The organism is Rothia sp. HMSC065D02 (assembly GCF_001815285.1).
Lineage (GTDB): Bacteria > Actinomycetota > Actinomycetes > Actinomycetales > Micrococcaceae > Rothia > Rothia dentocariosa.
This window is the reverse complement of record NZ_KV820089.1, coordinates 387,623-403,665: the sequence shown is the minus strand read 5'-3', so window position 1 is coordinate 403,665 and position 16,043 is coordinate 387,623. Positions and strand designations below refer to the sequence as shown.

General features: G+C 53.1%; 15 protein-coding genes. 11 read left to right on the top strand and 4 right to left on the bottom strand.

What is annotated here, in order from left to right; all coding sequences use genetic code 11:
* Nucleotides 1-134 precede the first annotated feature (134 nt).
* Nucleotides 135-506 carry a winged helix-turn-helix transcriptional regulator gene (locus HMPREF3016_RS05860; RefSeq protein ID WP_070740897.1) on the top strand — a complete coding sequence of 124 codons (372 nt, stop codon included), beginning with the start codon at nt 135-137 and terminating at the stop codon, nt 504-506.
* 63 nt (nt 507-569) lie between these two features.
* On the opposite strand, the gene HMPREF3016_RS05855 is transcribed toward HMPREF3016_RS05860, so the two are convergent.
* Together HMPREF3016_RS05855 and HMPREF3016_RS05850 are read right to left on the bottom strand one after the other, a co-directional pair.
* Nucleotides 570-1,574 carry a zinc-binding alcohol dehydrogenase family protein gene (locus tag HMPREF3016_RS05855; protein ID WP_246828484.1) on the bottom strand — a complete coding sequence of 335 codons (1,005 nt, stop codon included), beginning with the start codon at nt 1,572-1,574 and terminating at the stop codon, nt 570-572.
* A 186-nt stretch (nt 1,575-1,760) separates the two neighbouring features.
* Complete coding sequence (locus tag HMPREF3016_RS05850) at nt 1,761-2,297, bottom strand: PadR family transcriptional regulator (protein WP_070535419.1); 537 nt, start codon at nt 2,295-2,297, stop codon at nt 1,761-1,763.
* A gap of 151 nt (nt 2,298-2,448) precedes the next feature.
* Between HMPREF3016_RS05850 and HMPREF3016_RS05845 the strand changes: the two genes are divergently transcribed.
* The 7 genes from HMPREF3016_RS05845 (at nt 2,449) to HMPREF3016_RS05815 (ending at nt 11,186) form a co-directional block, all read left to right on the top strand.
* Nucleotides 2,449-3,417, top strand: coding sequence for a Sir2 family NAD-dependent protein deacetylase (locus HMPREF3016_RS05845; RefSeq protein WP_048752674.1), 969 nt, complete (start codon nt 2,449-2,451; stop codon nt 3,415-3,417).
* A 252-nt stretch (nt 3,418-3,669) separates the two neighbouring features.
* Entirely contained in the window at nt 3,670-4,683 is a 1,014-nt protein-coding gene (locus tag HMPREF3016_RS05840; protein WP_070740891.1) for an excalibur calcium-binding domain-containing protein, read from the top strand.
* Between the two features lie 502 nt (nt 4,684-5,185).
* Nucleotides 5,186-5,782, top strand: a complete 597-nt coding sequence (locus HMPREF3016_RS05835) for a DUF4956 domain-containing protein (RefSeq protein ID WP_004005538.1) — start codon at nt 5,186-5,188, stop codon at nt 5,780-5,782.
* Nucleotides 5,783-5,977: 195 nt separating this feature from the next.
* On the top strand, nt 5,978-6,814 hold the full coding sequence (locus tag HMPREF3016_RS05830) for a polyphosphate polymerase domain-containing protein (protein ID WP_070740888.1): 837 nt from the start codon (nt 5,978-5,980) through the stop codon (nt 6,812-6,814).
* Between the two features lie 170 nt (nt 6,815-6,984).
* Nucleotides 6,985-8,571, top strand: coding sequence for a carbohydrate-binding domain-containing protein (locus HMPREF3016_RS05825; protein WP_070740885.1), 1,587 nt, complete (start codon nt 6,985-6,987; stop codon nt 8,569-8,571).
* A 266-nt stretch (nt 8,572-8,837) separates the two neighbouring features.
* Entirely contained in the window at nt 8,838-10,637 is a 1,800-nt protein-coding gene (locus HMPREF3016_RS05820) for a carbohydrate-binding domain-containing protein (protein ID WP_048752681.1), read from the top strand.
* A 342-nt stretch (nt 10,638-10,979) separates the two neighbouring features.
* A complete protein-coding gene (locus tag HMPREF3016_RS05815) occupies nt 10,980-11,186 on the top strand; it encodes a DUF3073 domain-containing protein (RefSeq protein WP_013397806.1) in 207 nt (68 codons plus the stop codon).
* A gap of 37 nt (nt 11,187-11,223) precedes the next feature.
* Here HMPREF3016_RS05815 and HMPREF3016_RS11055 read toward each other — a convergent pair whose 3' ends face one another.
* Entirely contained in the window at nt 11,224-11,526 is a 303-nt protein-coding gene (locus tag HMPREF3016_RS11055; RefSeq protein WP_210399788.1) for a hypothetical protein, read from the bottom strand.
* Nucleotides 11,527-11,540: 14 nt separating this feature from the next.
* Between HMPREF3016_RS11055 and HMPREF3016_RS05805 the strand changes: the two genes are divergently transcribed.
* The 3 genes from HMPREF3016_RS05805 to HMPREF3016_RS05795 all read left to right on the top strand — a co-directional run bounded on the left by HMPREF3016_RS05805 (nt 11,541) and on the right by HMPREF3016_RS05795 (nt 14,596).
* Entirely contained in the window at nt 11,541-12,191 is a 651-nt protein-coding gene (locus HMPREF3016_RS05805) for a TetR/AcrR family transcriptional regulator (protein WP_246828483.1), read from the top strand.
* Between the two features lie 246 nt (nt 12,192-12,437).
* The gene (locus HMPREF3016_RS05800) at nt 12,438-13,484 is read left to right on the top strand and encodes a phosphodiester glycosidase family protein (RefSeq protein ID WP_048752686.1); all 1,047 of its coding nucleotides are present in this window, start codon (nt 12,438-12,440) and stop codon (nt 13,482-13,484) included.
* Nucleotides 13,481-14,596, top strand: coding sequence for a bifunctional glycosyltransferase family 2/GtrA family protein (locus HMPREF3016_RS05795; RefSeq protein ID WP_070740879.1), 1,116 nt, complete (start codon nt 13,481-13,483; stop codon nt 14,594-14,596). The genes HMPREF3016_RS05800 and HMPREF3016_RS05795 overlap by 4 nt, the downstream gene beginning before the upstream one ends.
* Before the next feature lie 85 nt (nt 14,597-14,681).
* Here the strand turns inward: HMPREF3016_RS05795 and HMPREF3016_RS05790 are convergent, their stop codons facing one another.
* Nucleotides 14,682-15,965 carry an MFS transporter gene (locus HMPREF3016_RS05790; protein ID WP_070740877.1) on the bottom strand — a complete coding sequence of 428 codons (1,284 nt, stop codon included), beginning with the start codon at nt 15,963-15,965 and terminating at the stop codon, nt 14,682-14,684.
* Nucleotides 15,966-16,043 lie beyond the last annotated feature (78 nt).

The window sequence follows — 16,043 nt, the reverse complement described above, 5'->3', positions numbered from 1 at the left end:
AAGTTGCAGCGGGAGCGTAAATTACGCTCCCGCTGCACCTTTCCACTCCCGGAGGAGCTCGTGCTTGCAGAGCTAAGGACCGAGACGCCTGTTTGCATAAGCTTCTAGATATTTCAAAATGCTATAGTTCCCTCATGGATACTTGTGAGAATAACGCTGACGTTTACAACAAGAACTGTCCGTGCCGACATATTCTCGATAGGATCGCGGATAAATGGACGGCACTTATTATCGGGCGTCTGCAGCAGGGACCTCAACGTTTTTCAGAGTTGAAGCGTAGTATCACCGGCATAACGCAGAAAGTTCTGACCCAGAACCTCCGAACACTAGAACGTGACGGTTTGGTAAGCAGGACTATCTTTCCTACCGTACCCGTTACTGTGGAATATAAACTTACCCCATTGGGTGAAACCCTAATTGAGCCTTTACAAGTTCTTCGCCAATGGTCTGAGGCTCATAAACAAGAAGTACTTGACGCACAAGACGTGTACGATACAACGACATAGCGGCAGAATATATGAGGAGGGGTTATCGTCTGCACGATAGCCCCTCCTCATATTGACGGGAGTTTAAGAATAAGAGATGACGAGTTTTCCGATCATATGGGAGCTTTCAACTTTCTGATGCCCCTCACGGAAAGACTCAACACTAAGTCCTGTTAAAGTCTCGGTGAGAGTACCCATAATCTGTCCCGAGTCAATCATGTCAGCTACTTGCCTCAGCAGATCAGACTGATACGCTATATCCTCTGTTGCAAACATGGAACGAGTGAACATAAATTCTGGCGTCACAGAGATCGACTTAGGTTTAAAAGCGCCAATGTTAAGAGTCTGGGGATCGTCAATAAAAACTAATTGGCTCTGCGGATTCATGGCAGAGGCAATATCCTCTTCACGATGCTCAGTGTATGCAGAGAAAACGTAGTCGGCGCCGCCAAGATCCTGAACTTGCTGCTCCAAATCTTTGCTGTGATCCACAATGTCATCCGCTCCCAGCTTCTTGCACCATTCAACGGATTCTCGGCGTGAGGCTGATGCAATTACGCGAAGAGAAGTTCGTGCTTTTGCAAGCTGGATCACCATAGAACCGACTCCGCCTGCCCCTCCAATTACCAAAAGGTTACCCGAAGTATCTTCGGTGAGACCCATGTGATCAAAGAGCGTTTCCCATGCAGTGATTGCAGTAAGTGGAATGGCAGCAGCTTCCGTGAACCCCAACGATGCAGGTTTCTTAGCGACGATGCGGTAATCTACCGTCTGATATTCTGCATTTGAACCTGGGCGTGTGAGATCACCAGCGTAATAAACCTCATCGCCAGGGACAAAACCAGATACATTTTCCCCTACAGACTCGACGATACCTGCCGCATCCCAACCAAGAATTTTAGGATCTTGCTGAACTCCTGCACCCGCGCGTACCTTGATATCCACGGGGTTGATAGAGACAGCTTTCACTCGAACCAAGAGATCCTGGGCGCCCGGAACAGGGATGGGCATTTCAGCCTCAATGAGCGCTTCTGGGTCAGAAATTGGTAGGGAACGTAGCATAGCAATTGTTTTCATAGTGTTTGACATAAAACTCATTCTACTTCTCGCCCCACAGGCACTTTCAAGGAGGGCTAGTTACTCCGAGGAAACCACGTCATACCTATAGATGAAACATAATTCATAAGGTTTCGTGCCGAGCCGTTTTTATCTTTGCCGAGGCGGGAGCGTAGTTTATGCTCCCAGAACTCAGTCTTTAGCGCGCGGAATCAGCCCTTACTTCTTGCGATTCTGATAGAAATCCTTCTCGAATTTGCGTGCCCAGTCCGCAATAAGTCGGTAGGTGTCGGAGCATAGCTCTAGGGTTGCCTTCGCCTCTATCTGGTCTTCGATGGATGCGGCAGCCTGCTCCAGCCGATCTGCCCACTCGCTGTAGGTATCGGCGATAGACTGCAACAGCTCGTGCCCCATCTTCTCGTCCACCATGCGGATATTCGCGATGACGGAGACAAAGTTGAAGTCTACGCGCGCCGGGCTGGAGGCAATATCGTAGAGAAGCTCATGAAGACGTTCCTTGCCTTCGAGAGTAATGGAGTAGACCGTGCGCTCAGGCATAGCACTGTCTTTGACGGTGGTGCTCTCCACATATCCCTGCTTATAGAGCTGCACCAGGTTGCGGTATACGGAGGGTGAGCTGATGCGCGCCCAACCGCGCACTCCGCGCTGGTCCATCATTTTGTTCATTTCGTAGGCGCTCATCGGGTGCTCATGCAGAGCCCCCAGGATCATAGCGTCGATAGTTGGGGTTGCCATAATGCTTCCTTTCGCTATTGCTGTTGTGGATAATACTATCATTAATACTAGTCTTGCTTATAGTGGTTTGTGATCAAGAGAACCCGGACAGGGAAGTAGGTTGCCCGTCCCTAACTGGGGGAGAGAAACATCCCCGACATACACTAGACACATGGAAAAATGGACCGATACGCAGAACTTTGCAGACGCGGGCGAGAAAAGCACACTCATCGCCTCCGCGCATCGCGCCGCCATTCGCTCCATTGAACGAGTCGTCACCGAAACCATCACCCCGCACGACCCTCTATACGCCGCCGAGGGCATCGAAAAAATGCTCCGCACCGGCGGCGTTCTGGCGCTTACCGGCGCCGGGGTCAGCACCGAATCTGGCATTCCCGACTATCGCGGACCCTCCGGATCGCTCCTGGACCACCGGCCCATGACCTACCAAGAATTCCGTTACGACAATGCCGCCCGACAACGCTACTGGGCTCGGTCTTACGTCGGATGGAGGCGCATGCGCCGCGCATCCCCGAACCGGGCTCACTATGCGCTCGCCGAACTTGAGCATGCGGGCGCGGTGAACGGCCTTATTACCCAAAATGTTGATGGCCTGCACGTGAGTGCCGGAAGCAAGAACGTGCTGGCGCTGCACGGCGATTTATCCTCAATTCTGTGCCTGGACTGCGGAACGCGCGAGTCGCGTGAGAGCCTGGATATCCGCCTGGGTGCAGCAAATCCGGGGTATCTAGAACGTCTCGAAAGTACCGAATTGCAGGTTAATCCTGACGGCGATGTTGAGCTCGACAACGACTATATTCGCAGCTTCCAGATGGTGGGGTGTACGGTTTGCGGCTCGATGAAACTCAAACCGGATGTTGTCTATTTTGGTGAATCCGTGCCCGCCGACCGGAAGGCTCGCCAGCAGCAGATGCTCGCGGATTCTTCGGGTGTACTGGTGGTGGGCTCCTCGGTCGCGGTTATGAGCAGCTACAAGATTGTGCTTGATGCCCTGCGCGCGGATAAACCCGTGGCGGTTATGAATGGTGGCCCCGGGCGTGCGGATGCGCGCGTCACCTATTTGTGGCGCACGGGCGTGGGGGAGGCGCTGGAAGAAATGCTGGATCGCCTCGATATCTAATCTGCTAATCCTTGGGCTACTCAAAAGAAAAAAGGCGTTGGAAATACCGATTTTTACTATCAAGAGTATTTTCTAGATAGAAATTAAGGTGCCTGCAATAACATTAAAGTTAAAGCCTCAAGATGATATTTAAAGTTTATGGGAATAGTACATCTATCAAAAATACCTGTGTTAATAATTTCTCTTTAAAAAATCCGCTCAAACCGCATCATAGAGGCGAAGACAGGGTTTTGAGAGGGTAGTATATAAAGCATGAGAACTAAAAAAATTGCTACTTTCGGTGCCGTTGCAGCTCTGAGCTGTGGATTGGTAGGCGGTTTTACTACCATTCCGGCAGCATTTGCCACTAATTCCCTTCCCGGTAATTCTGTATCTACTTCTGTTCCGGGAAATTCGGAACACTCCCACAGCGATGAAGCTAAGATTTCTTTCCCCAATGAATGGAAAGAAGGTCAGGAGTTGACCTTCCAAGGTTCCGGCTATACAACCGAAGATGGTTCTGCTGGGTCCACTCTGGTGCTTAAAGACCATGAAGGTTCCATCGTGGGTACCTATGATGCAGACGCGCAGGGCAATGTCTCCGGCAACATCAAGTGGAATGCTGCCTATGCCGAACGTGACTATGTTGAAATTACCGTTCTGACCGGCAAAAAGGCTGGCGATGTGCGGCGCAGCGAGACTGTAAAGGTCAAGGTTGTGGCTTCTGAGAAGAGTGGTTCCCTTCCCGGTGAAGGTGGCCAGGGCGGCATGGGTGCCGTAGGCGGCGGCAGCACTCCCACATCTACGCCGACCGTGACTCCATCATCGACTCCTGAAGCAACCACTCCTGCTTCAACTCCGAGTGCATCCACCACTGCTGAGGCTGCAAGCACCCCATCTGCTGCCGCAACCGAGACCGCTCAGGTGACCAACGGTTCCGAAACCCACCAGTTTGCTACCTGTAAAGAGGCTAACGAAGCAGGTTTCAAGGACATCCAGCGCAATGACGCTGCATATGCCGATCACCTCGACAGCGACCATGATGGCGTGGCTTGCGAAAGCAACGGCGGCAATGGCGAGCAGGGTAGCGCATCCAACGGTAACGGCGGTGCAGGTTACGTTTCGGATAACAACAATAACGGCTCTAATAACGCTTCTTCGAACAGCAATGGCAAGCTGGCGAACACTGGTGCAAACGGTGCTCTGACCGTAGCAGGTCTGGGTATGGTTGCTCTGGGCGTGGGCGGTGCAACCGTAGCTGCTCTGCGTAAGCGCAAGCGTGCCTAAAGATTAGATGATTAAGTCCTCGGGGTGGCTCTAGAAGCTGCCGGAGGCTACAAGAATCCCTCGTTCCTCATGATTGAGGAGCGGGGGATTTTGCTGTTTAAACCTCAAAATCTAGGAAGAGAGTTTCCACAAAAAAGCTGCCGATGCCGCCCTCCGAAGCAAGACCCCTCTCGACAGTAATAACGATCGAAAAGCGTACCAATCAGGATTTGCATAGGAGACGTTATCTAAGTCAGAATGTGCCTTTTGCGCATCCTTAAGACCTCTATATAGGCGCTAACGCTCCGTATATGCAAATTCTGAATTTTTATGAGCATACCACCACATTTTTGTAGTACTGAGTCTCGTTCTTTATCCTTTATTCCCTGCAATCGCGGGGAACTTTTAGATATGCACGAAATACATAACTACAAGTTAAGACAGACACAGGAAGAACACAGGAACGGGCGCGAACCTAGAAATACAAGAACATAACGGCACACAAAACGGAACGGAGAGTCCAATGGATATTTTGATGATGGGACTGGCAGACCTAGTAGCAATTGGCACACTCTGCACCCTGTACATGATTCGTCATAAGACCCGTGAACTCATGATTTCATACGCGGTTATCAACGCCGGTGTTTTCACCGTAACGGTCGCCCTGGCACATGCCGGAAGCACCGCGGGCGCTATGGGTCTAGGACTCTTCGGCGTTCTCTCCATTATCCGCCTGCGGTCTACCTCCCTAAGCCAGCGTGAGGTCGGGTACTACTTCGTATCTCTCGCCCTAGGTCTAATCTCCGGCGTGCGGCTTGACCCGCCATATATCGCCTTCATCCTCATGGTGGTACTGGTCGGAATTATCGCACTACTGGATTCACCGATCTTTGAAGCGAAAAACCAGCCGCGCACCCAAACCGTCACGGTGGATCGCGCTATCAGCGACGAAGGAACCCTAAAAGCCTATCTGGAATCACGTCTCGGGTACGAGGTCGTCTCCGCTAAGATCCTGGAGCTTGACCTGCTCAACGACACTACACAGGTGACTATCACCTATAAAGAGCTTCCCCAACTCCAAGAACACCTTAACGCGAACTACGAATACTACGCTTCCTAGGCTTTATCTCGCGGATATCCCCTAAAACTACACCTAAAAACTCACACGTTGAAAGGACCTACCATGAGTCCCCAAGTACCTCAGCCGTACACCCCGTTTCAGGGTGGCGCCGCACAGACTTTGGAATCTACGCACACCCCTGCGGTAGATAATACTCCGTCTTCTCACCGAAGCGGGCACCGAGAGGAAAGTACCATGTCTATCGTGCCAACCTATTGGCAGAGCATCAGCCTCGATGAACTCAACGAAAAAGCCGCTATGCAGACCCGTGTGGATCGCAAATACATTGTGGACGCAGATTATGCGGCATCTATCCTAGCTGAACTTCCCGCCGACGAAGCGGCCGTCCTAGAAATCGACGGTCAGCGTGAATTCGCCTATGACTCTGTATACTTCGACACCCCTGACCTGGTGAGCTATAAGGCTTCCGCCATCGGCAGCCGTAACCGGTTCAAGGTACGTACTCGCAGCTATCTGGATTCTGACCTGAGTTTCTTGGAAGTCAAGACTGAAGGGGCTCGTGAATTCACGGTCAAGGAACGTATTCCGTACTCTATCGAAAACCGTGACATGCTCACTGCAGAAGGCAAGGAATATGTAGCTACCGCGCTTGAGCAGCTGACGGATGCGTCTGTAAATGACCTGGAGCCGGTTATCCGCACCGGGTACCGTCGTACGACTGTATATTTGCCCCAGTCCGAGCAGAATCCGGTGGATTCTCGCCTCACGATTGATACTTCGCTCACATGGACTCCGCTTTCAGAAAACGCGCTCATGTACACCGCAGACGGCGGTGAAGGGCCAACCAAGTATCAGGTCGGTACCGAATATACTGCACCCGGTACGGTGATTATCGAAACGAAATCCGGCAGCGCACCTTCAGTCGCCGATAAGTATCTGTGGCGTGCGGGCATCCGACCCGTCAAAATTTCTAAGTTCGCTACGGGTATGGCTGCACTGAATCCTCAGCTGCCGGCGAACAAGTGGAAGCGCACGATTCAACGTTGGATGCAGCTTGAACCTGCCGCTTAGATCTAGACCCTGAGCGGGTAACGTCTTAGAACGCGGTACAAGAATGGGGTGGGGTGTTCCAGAGGCTCACCGTGTTAGGGCATTCTGGAAACCCCACCCTCTCGCGTAGGATGGTTGAGGCAATCTTTACCGAGATACTTAATCCCTACAGACAAGGAACCCCGTTCGAGATGTTCAAAAACCGGTTTACATCTGTTCTTACATGCACCTTTGCAGCATCGTTGGCACTTGCCGGATGCGCGATTAGCGGGAACCCTGATAACTCCAAAGCCACTGTGACCGCACAGGAACAGGGGAAGGAACTTAAATCTGGCGTATACACCTCGAACACCAAAAATGGTGAAAAGATTAATGCGCAAACTCACTTTACGCAAGAAGACGTGACCTGGAACCAGGACGCTGTTCTTCCGCTCAATCTGGCAGATCCCACCACAACCGATGGGGTCAGCGAACAAAACGGCACGATTACGATTACGAAGGGGGGAACCTACCGTATGTCTGGCGACTATACGGGGCAAGTGAAGGTTCAAGCCCCTAAGACAGATAAAGTTCAGCTCATTCTTGACGGCGTTAATATCACGAATGAGACCGGATCTGCTATCAACGTTGCCTCTGCCGACGAAGCCGTCATCTACACGTCTCGGGGCAGCACCAATAACCTCAGTGACGGCCCAGAATACGCAGTTCAGGGCAAAAAAGAGGCAGATTCTACGATCTATTCAACCGCTAACCTAACCCTTGCGGGCGATGGAACGCTGAATATCGCCGGTAAATTTGACGAGACGGTGCACACCACCAAAGGACTGGTTGTTGCCGGCGGTGCCCTCAACGTTAATTCCTCGAAGACCGGGCTTAAAGGCAAGGACTACGTGGATATTCAGGGCGGAACCCTGCGTATTGAAGCCGCAAAAGACGCGATTAAAGCCACCAACACCGAAAAACAAGGCCTTGGATGGGCGCGCGTGGCTGGCGGTGACACTGTTCTCCGCGCTGGCGACGACGGCATCAAGGCGTTGCGCACCCTTGAGATTCTGGACGGGAAGCTCACCATCGAAGGGTCTGAAGAAGGGCTTGAAGGGCAATACGTCAATATTCATGGCGGCAATACGCTCATCAACAGCAATAACGACGGCGTGAATGCCTCGCTCAAGGACCAGCTGCCTAATGATCAAGAGTATGAGGATCAGAAGGAAGACAGCGACCAGCCGGATGCCAGCCCCGTACCCTTGGGTGGTGCCCGCGATACCACAGAGGTTATTGATACCGTGATCAACATGACCGGTGGAAATGTAACCCTCAACGTGGGTGCCGACGGCATGGACTCTAACGGACACGAGTTCTACACAGGAGGCGAGTTGCTAATCAACGGTCCTCAAGACGATGCCAATGACCCTATTGATCCAAATGGTGACATTACTGTAAGTAACGACGCCAGGATCTCATTTGGCGGCGGTGGTGTAGAGCTTTTCAAGCGCCCGATCGACGACTCCACAAATGGGTATCTGCGAATTGCAGATAACGATACTTTCCCACAAGAGCAATCTGTTCAGGCAGTAGATTCTGCCGGACAAGTCGTTGCAAACTACCGGGTGATTACTCCGGGTGTTAAACAAGTATTTTTCTCGAATCCCTCTATCGTGAAGGGTCAAGAATATACTCTTTACCTAGCACCCACGCTGGTGGATCCGAAGACCACCACCCTTGCATCTGGTGCCGTTGAACGTGGAACTTTCACGGCATCAGCCCCTGATCTGTAAAACATAACGAGAGGAGAGAATCCTATTCCAACCTTTAGCCTGCGCAGGATACAACCATCACATAAAACTCCGGCGCGGGTGGCGGTGCACGCCACAAGTATGCATCAGAAAATCCAATTTCTATCACACGACACATACATCAGGAGCCTGCAGGAACCCGTGAATTTGATGCGGCTGGTACCCGTTACCCCGTAGAATTCGGATGTAAACCCTGAAAATACTCACAAACTGCTCAAACAGTGTAGATAGAAAGTGATTCTTTCCCCATGAATAAAAAAATACTGACTTCGGCAACCTCGGTAACTTTGCTCGCAGCGCTTGCACTCACCGGATGCTCAACTACGAGCAACGCCCTCGCCTCTGGCACGGCGGCGGATAGCTCAGTCGGTACGACAGCGACAACATCCTCGGCGACCGCCACCGACACTGCCACCAGCAGCTCGTCATTCTCGACCAACGTGAAAAGCGGCGAAAAACTCGACGTCGATACTCACTATTCGGAGCAGGATCTCAGCTGGGACACTTCCTCCGAAACCGCGATTGACCTGTCAAACCCCACCGCAACGGACGGCGTTACCGTTGAAGACGGAACGCTGACCATCACGAAGGCTGGCACGTACAAACTCTCCGGCGAATACCAGGGGCAGATCAAGGTTGAAACCGCTGACAGCGACGCGGTTCGGCTCGTTCTCGATAACGCAAACATCACGAATTCCAGCGGTGCCGCGCTGAACGTGGTAAACGCTGACGAGGTTATTCTTTACAGCGCATCTGGCACCACCAATACGATAAGCGACGGTGCAGACTACACCGCAACGGGGGAAGATGATCCGGATGCCGTGGTCTATTCCAAGGCCGACCTGACGATTGCGGGTGAAGGCACCCTGAAGGTGAACGGCAACCACGAAGACGGTATTCACACGAGTGATGGCCTTGTGATTGCCAGCGGCACCCTTGAGGTCAATGCGGCGAACACCGGTATCAAGGGCAAGGATTATGTGGATATCCTAGGCGGCACTATTAACGTGACCGCGCAGCAGGACGGCATCAAGTCTACTAACGACACCGACGAGGGGCAGGGCTGGACCCGCCTGAGCAACGGTACCGTGACCGTGAATGCGGGCGATGACGGTTTCAAAGCCTCTCGGGTCGTCGAAATTTCCGGGGGCTCCCTGACGGTTGAACAGTCCGATGAAGGCATTGAGGCACAGTACATCAATGTCTCTGGTGGCGATGTAAACGTCACGAGCGCGGATGACGGCATGAATGCCTCGCTGAAGACAAGCGATTCTGAGAGTACGGATTCATCCGCGAACACCTCTGATACTGCCGATCAGCAGCAGAACAACCAGCAGCAGGGCAGCATTCCGGGCGGACAGCAGAGCGGAACTTCAGGCACTGCTCAGCAGCAGAACAACACCCAGAACCAAGGCAATCAGAACATGGGTCAGCCTCCGGCAATGCCCGGCGGTAACGCCCAGGACGGCACGTCTCAGAACGGAACTACAGGTACCGGCCAGCAGGGGATGGGTCAGCCCCCGCAGGGTGGTATGCCCGGTGGTGGTGGCGGAACCTTTGAGGTTGTCGATGCTGCAATCAACGTGAGCGGCGGTCACGTTACCGTCAATGCTGAGGGCGATGGCATCGATTCGAACGGTGTCACAACTCTTTCTGGAGGAACGCTGATAGTGAACGGCCCCAGCCAAGGCGGTAACGCTGCGCTGGATACCAACGGCGACTTGCTCCTCAACGGTGCCACGGTTCTCAGCGGCAGCACGGCAGATATGTTCGAGGCTCCCTCCACCAACTCGACGAGCGGCTACCTGAAACTGACCAATAGTTCCGGATTTGAGCAAGGATCCACGGTTCAAGTAGCGGATTCATCTGGTAAGGTGGTGGCTAACTATAAAGTCACCAAGTCGAATGTGCAGTTGGTTCTCGTCTCTAGCTCATCGATCGTCAAGGGTCAGAGTTACACGGTGTACACTACAACATCGGCTGTGGACTCCAACGCAACGTCGTTGGCATCCGGTGCGACCGAGCTAGGTAGCTTTACAGCCAGCTAGTGCGGGTTGTTCCCAGGGACTTGGGGATAAAATCTTTGAGTCTCGGGCTTGTAGAGATGGGTTGCTACGCGCGGCTCTTATAGAAGGCTCCTACAAAGGTTTGGGCTCCACATCAGCGTATAATGCGCGAGGTGGAGCCCAAACCTTATGCATAATTCGCTGGGTTTTGGGCGAAGAAACTGAAGATTCGATAGATTTTCTGAGCATGAATCTGTCAATCAACAAGACATTGAGGGGTAAAACAAGGTACCCTAGAACATAGGAAAGACTAGAGAGCGATCCGTGGGTTATGCGCGCCTTGGGTGTGGTGGCTGCGGACATGAGGAAAGAGGGGGTCACGCCATGGGGCGCGGCCGTCAGAAGGCTAAGGCAACACGGCAGGCTCGGGAGATGAAGTACTTCAGCCCCGAGACCGACTACAGTGCACTTGAGCGCGAGCTCAACGCTAAGAACACTAAATCCTCCGAATCATCTTCTCGTCGCTATGATGATGAGGATGATTACTCGGCATACGCGGAGAAATATGCCAAATATGATGATGAGGTGTAGCGGTAGAGCCTAGCGTTACGCTCATACGCGAACCGGCTTAAGCACCCTGCAGGGTGACTTGGGCCGGTTTTTTGTATACTCTGCGGGCGTGCTTGAGCGGTTCACGGGTTTTCATGTTGGTTCGTTTGCGCATCTGCTGATGCTGGCGGGCATCCTGCGGTGTGGATACGATAGTGTCACCTACGAAAATGTACAATACCCGAATAAGGTCCGTGCCCACCCGGATATTCCCGACAATGAAATCGCGCTCGCGGGAATTGTCCTCGATTATCGCAGCGATGACAAGGTGAATTCGCATCGCAGCCCCCGCGTCGGCGGTCGAGGGGATTTTAACGATCACATAAGGAGAGAATGATGGGAACTAAAGATGATATTGTGCGTATAGCCACCGACTACATCCAAAGGAACGGCGTCAGCGGTTTCAGTTACGCAGATATAGCGCGCAAAATGAACATCAAAAAACCCAGCATTCACTACTATTTCCCTGTGAAATCAGATCTCGTGCGTGCAGCCTTCGAAAAGTACAGCACAGACTTTTTTGAGACGCTACGCCAGGGCGTGGAGGCGGCACACAGCCTCCGCGAAGAACTCGAAGTCTATATGAGGCCCTACCGTGCGAACCTGGAACAGGGCTATAAACTCTGCCTCTGCTCAATGCTGGCGCTGGAATCCCTAAAGCAGAGCGCACCCGATCACGATGCTGAAGAGGACAAGAAGACGGCGAAACGGGGAACGCATATCAACGCCACGTTCGTGCCCCTGCGCGCCCAGGCTGAAAACCGTGAGCCTGCCGAGATTAACACCGCAGACTTTCAGACTAAGAATATTCGCTGGATCGCCGAGCGTTTTGAGCACGCCGGGTACGATCCCGAGCACGCGCAGGCAGCGGCGGAGTCCTTATTCTGCACGGTGCAGGGCGCGCAGCTGATAGCACGCTCCGCACAGAGCCTTGACCTCTTTGACTCCGTCACCAAGCGGCACCTCGATAACCTCACCGGCGCATAAGCGCGTATCACGTAGAGGCGGCAGGTCTATTTTGCGAGTTATTGTGCATTTTGTGGTTATTTAAGTCGCCCGATGCACGATAACCCGCGAAATATAAATCGGACTAAGACGGTCTTGCGTCTAATGCATCAAGCTGTGTGGAGTATATGCGAATGGTGAGGCGATCCCCGGAAATGAATACTCATACATAGCTAAAACATAGCTTCTTCATGTTTTAAAACGAGAAATGCCACGCATTCTAGAATCATGAAGAACGAAAATACTACCGCAACACTGTCGGTCGAACAGGTCGAAGAGACTGCTGAAACATCCCAGAAACCCAAGAAAAAGAAAGTAACTAGGCGCGTTCTCTTGGGAGGCGGCCTTGGCACCCTTGCCGTCGCAGGTGTTGGTGCTGGTTGGGCATATAATCGTTATCTTGCCGAGCATACGCAGATTGACGACACCGTAGCCTATGAAAAATCACAACAAGCAAAGAATAATAATTCATCATCTGACGGTGCCTCAAGCCCCAGCGAACTCACCAACGTTAAGGTCACCTCTGATGGTCTGAGCGCCAGCGAAGGCTCTATTACTATTACCAAATCCACCGAAGGAAGCGGCAATAATGCGGTCGTTTCCTTTGCCGCAGAGATCAAACTCAACGCCATGACCCTGCTGCGCGGAGCCTTCGCCAACAACAAATTCGGGCAAAACATTATCGATACGCCCTCCAATATCGCCGCGCAGCACAACGGCATCTGGGCGATTAACGGCGACTACTACGGGTTCCGTGACACCGGCATCGTCATTCGCAACGGTGTGGCATACCGCGATTCCGGCGCCCGTGAAGGGCTCGCGTTCTACCAAGACGGCTCCGTCAAACTCTACGACGAAACCGGCACGAACGCGCAGCAGCTCCTCAACGAAGGTGTCTGGAATACGCTTTCCTTCGGGCCTGCACTCGTGCGGGACTCAGAGGTTGTCAGCGGCATCGACCAGGTTGAGGTCGATACCAACTTCGGCAACCACTCCATCCAAGGCAACCAGCCGCGTACCGGCGTGGGCGTGCTCGGTCAGAACCACCTCGTATTTATCGTGGTCGATGGGCGTTCCGACGGTTATTCGCGCGGAGTTACCATGCCCGAATTTGCCTATATGTTCAAGGAACTCGGATGCGTGAGTGCCTATAACCTAGACGGCGGCGGATCCTCGGTGATGGTCTTCAACAACCAGCTGGTCAATAAGCCGATGGGCGGCACCAAAGAACGCGGAACCAGCGATATTCTGTACATCGCCGGGAGCGCATCATGATAATTCTGATACCCGCCTATAAACCGGATGAATCTCTCGTGCGGCTGGCACAGCAGATCACGGAATTGGATGCCCACGCCGAAATCCTGGTGGTCGATGACGGCTCGGGAAGCACCTACGTGCCGATCTTTACCGAGTTGGCGATTCGGGGCGTCACGATTATTGCCCACCCTGCAAACCGTGGAAAAGGCGCGGCCCTGCGCACCGGGTTGGCGTGGGCACGGGCGCATCGGCCCGATCACATTGTGGTGACGGCGGATGCTGACGGGCAGCATTTACCCCGCGATATTCTGCGAGTGGGCGCTAAAACCGAACGAATGGCGAGCATCGGTACGCGTGCCCTCGTGCTGGGGGTACGCACCCTGCCGGATACTCGCGCCGAGTTCACCGAGCCCGCCGTTCCTCTGCGTTCCCGGGTGGGTAATGCACTTACCGTTGGGTTCTTTACGCTGGCGACGGGCACTCGCATTGCCGACACCCAGACGGGGCTTCGCGGGTTTACCACACAGATGATTGATTGGGCTCTCAGCCTGCGCGGCGATAAATACGAATACGAGTTTTCAATGCTGCTTCGTGCCAGCCGGCCCGGGGTGGAGCTTATTGAGCTGCCCATCGTGAAAGTATATGAGCCGGGGAACCCGAGCAGTCATTTCCGCCCGATCCGCGATTCCGCACGAATCTATGTGCCGTTACTGGGATTCTTAGTATCTTCCTGCACCGGGTTTATCGTGGATGCGCTCGCCCTCTTTGCCCTCGTAGGCGTGGGTTTTGCTCTGCTCCCGGCGATTGTGCTGGCGCGCATTATCTCGGCGCTGACGAATTTTAGTATTAACCGTATGCTCATGAACGACGGTGCCGATCGCCCCTCGCGTGCGGTGTCCCTGGGGCGCTATGCGATTTTAGCAGTGGGGATTTTGCTTGCAAATGCTGCGCTGATGGAGGTTCTCACCGCTCTCGGGGTCATGCTCATCGTGGCGAAGATCCTGACCGAGCTGACCTTGATTCCCCTCAGTTTCGCGGTACAGCGTCGGTGGGTTTTCCTGCCAGCACCGCCTCCGCAGACTACGGAGCAAAACGAGCGCTCACGCGAGCTTGCCACGCACTCTTTGTAGAACATCCTGCGGCGTAGGTCTCTCCCTATAAAAGGCTCATTATTCAAATAACGAGCCTTTTATAGGGAGGGGGAACATAGATTACTTAGTTAGAAGCCGGGGCCATTTCCGAAAGTTTAGGCAGTGTGCGAAGACTTCTTTGTGAGAGCATCAGGATCAAAGCCAAAACCATAAACGATCCGTAAAAGAGAACCGTTCTGGAAATCCCCCACTGCACATACATGATGCCGGCAAGCAATGCCGCCACAGGAGCTAGAAGCATATTCGGGATGCCCTGCGCCGAATGTACACGTCCTATCATGTCTACCGGAGTCGAAGCATTGATATACGCGACGATACTGGAATTGAAGGCAGGAAGCGGCACTCCCGAAATAAGCATCAGCGCACAGGTTACCCAAAAAGAGTCGTGGGTGAACGCCGCTGTCATGTAGCATATGACCATCATCCCGACCGCCAGCGCACCCAATGTTCCTAAGGCGAAACGCTCCGTCATCCACCCGACTGTTAGGGACCCTAAGAGCACTCCGGCACCAAAAACACAGGCAAAAATACCGATACTGTAGGCCGCAATACCCTGTTCCGCGTAATAATAGATGAAGACGAGTGGCAGTCCTGTTGCGGCAAAGTTCGCGCAGCAGGCTACAGATGCGATCGCTACAAGAACACGGTTCTTCACAACATACATGAGCCCTTGGGCGAGGTCGGCAAAAAATCCGTTGGATTGTGCATCGATGACGGTATCGGACACCGTAGTTTCACTGCCTGCCTGCCGGTGTTTACGCTCGGCATGCACAACAGTAGATGAACTAGGTGCCGCCAGAAAAGCTGTGAAATTGACAAACGCGTGCACGCAAGCGGTCAGAATCAAAGAAGTGGAGGCGAGTAGACCCGCTAACGGGCTGCCAATTAGGTTCGCGGCAGATTCGCGTGTTTCTCCTAATCCAGAGACGTACCCGAGCTGTTTGGTAGGCACCACCCGTGCGATAATAGCCTGCTCGCTGGGGTAATCGAACGATGATGCCAGCGCCATCACGCACAGGATGCCTATCAGAATTGGAACAGAACCGACGTTTGCGAGAACACACAGGGTTAGGACTATCCAGGTGATGCACTGCCCCAGGCATGAAAGCGTAAGAGTGTATGTGGGCTTATATCTGTCGACAATAACTCCAGTCAGGAAGCTCGCCAGTATGCGTGTTACACCTGTAGCAAAGAGGGCAAGACTGGCGTTTTCGGGGGAGCCGGTGAGGAACAGCATGATTAGGGGAACACTTATATAAGACATAGCGTCTGACAGCTGATTCGCGCCTATCGCGAATACTGTGCGTCTCAAAGGGATATTTGACCGCAAAAGGCTATGTGTACTCATGGGGTTTCTCCAGATATTCAAGGTTGTGAGGCTACGATGCCTCATAGCAGCGCAGCACCGTATTATGCCTCATAGCCG

Excerpts from the sequence above, each read along its gene's own strand:
- HMPREF3016_RS05860 (WP_070740897.1), top strand. The coding sequence starts at position 135 with ATGGATACTTGTGAGAATAACGCTGACGTTTACAACAAGAACTGTCCG.
- HMPREF3016_RS05855 (WP_246828484.1), bottom strand. The coding sequence starts at position 1,574 with ATGTCAAACACTATGAAAACAATTGCTATGCTACGTTCCCTACCAATT.
- HMPREF3016_RS05850 (WP_070535419.1), bottom strand. The coding sequence starts at position 2,297 with ATGGCAACCCCAACTATCGACGCTATGATCCTGGGGGCTCTGCATGAG.
- HMPREF3016_RS05845 (WP_048752674.1), top strand. The coding sequence starts at position 2,449 with ATGGAAAAATGGACCGATACGCAGAACTTTGCAGACGCGGGCGAGAAA.
- HMPREF3016_RS05840 (WP_070740891.1), top strand. The coding sequence starts at position 3,670 with ATGAGAACTAAAAAAATTGCTACTTTCGGTGCCGTTGCAGCTCTGAGC.
- HMPREF3016_RS05835 (WP_004005538.1), top strand. The coding sequence starts at position 5,186 with ATGGATATTTTGATGATGGGACTGGCAGACCTAGTAGCAATTGGCACA.
- HMPREF3016_RS05830 (WP_070740888.1), top strand. The coding sequence starts at position 5,978 with ATGTCTATCGTGCCAACCTATTGGCAGAGCATCAGCCTCGATGAACTC.
- HMPREF3016_RS05825 (WP_070740885.1), top strand. The coding sequence starts at position 6,985 with ATGTTCAAAAACCGGTTTACATCTGTTCTTACATGCACCTTTGCAGCA.
- HMPREF3016_RS05820 (WP_048752681.1), top strand. The coding sequence starts at position 8,838 with ATGAATAAAAAAATACTGACTTCGGCAACCTCGGTAACTTTGCTCGCA.
- HMPREF3016_RS05815 (WP_013397806.1), top strand. The coding sequence starts at position 10,980 with ATGGGGCGCGGCCGTCAGAAGGCTAAGGCAACACGGCAGGCTCGGGAG.
- HMPREF3016_RS05805 (WP_246828483.1), top strand. The coding sequence starts at position 11,541 with ATGGGAACTAAAGATGATATTGTGCGTATAGCCACCGACTACATCCAA.
- HMPREF3016_RS05800 (WP_048752686.1), top strand. The coding sequence starts at position 12,438 with ATGAAGAACGAAAATACTACCGCAACACTGTCGGTCGAACAGGTCGAA.
- HMPREF3016_RS05795 (WP_070740879.1), top strand. The coding sequence starts at position 13,481 with ATGATAATTCTGATACCCGCCTATAAACCGGATGAATCTCTCGTGCGG.
- HMPREF3016_RS05790 (WP_070740877.1), bottom strand. The coding sequence starts at position 15,965 with ATGAGTACACATAGCCTTTTGCGGTCAAATATCCCTTTGAGACGCACA.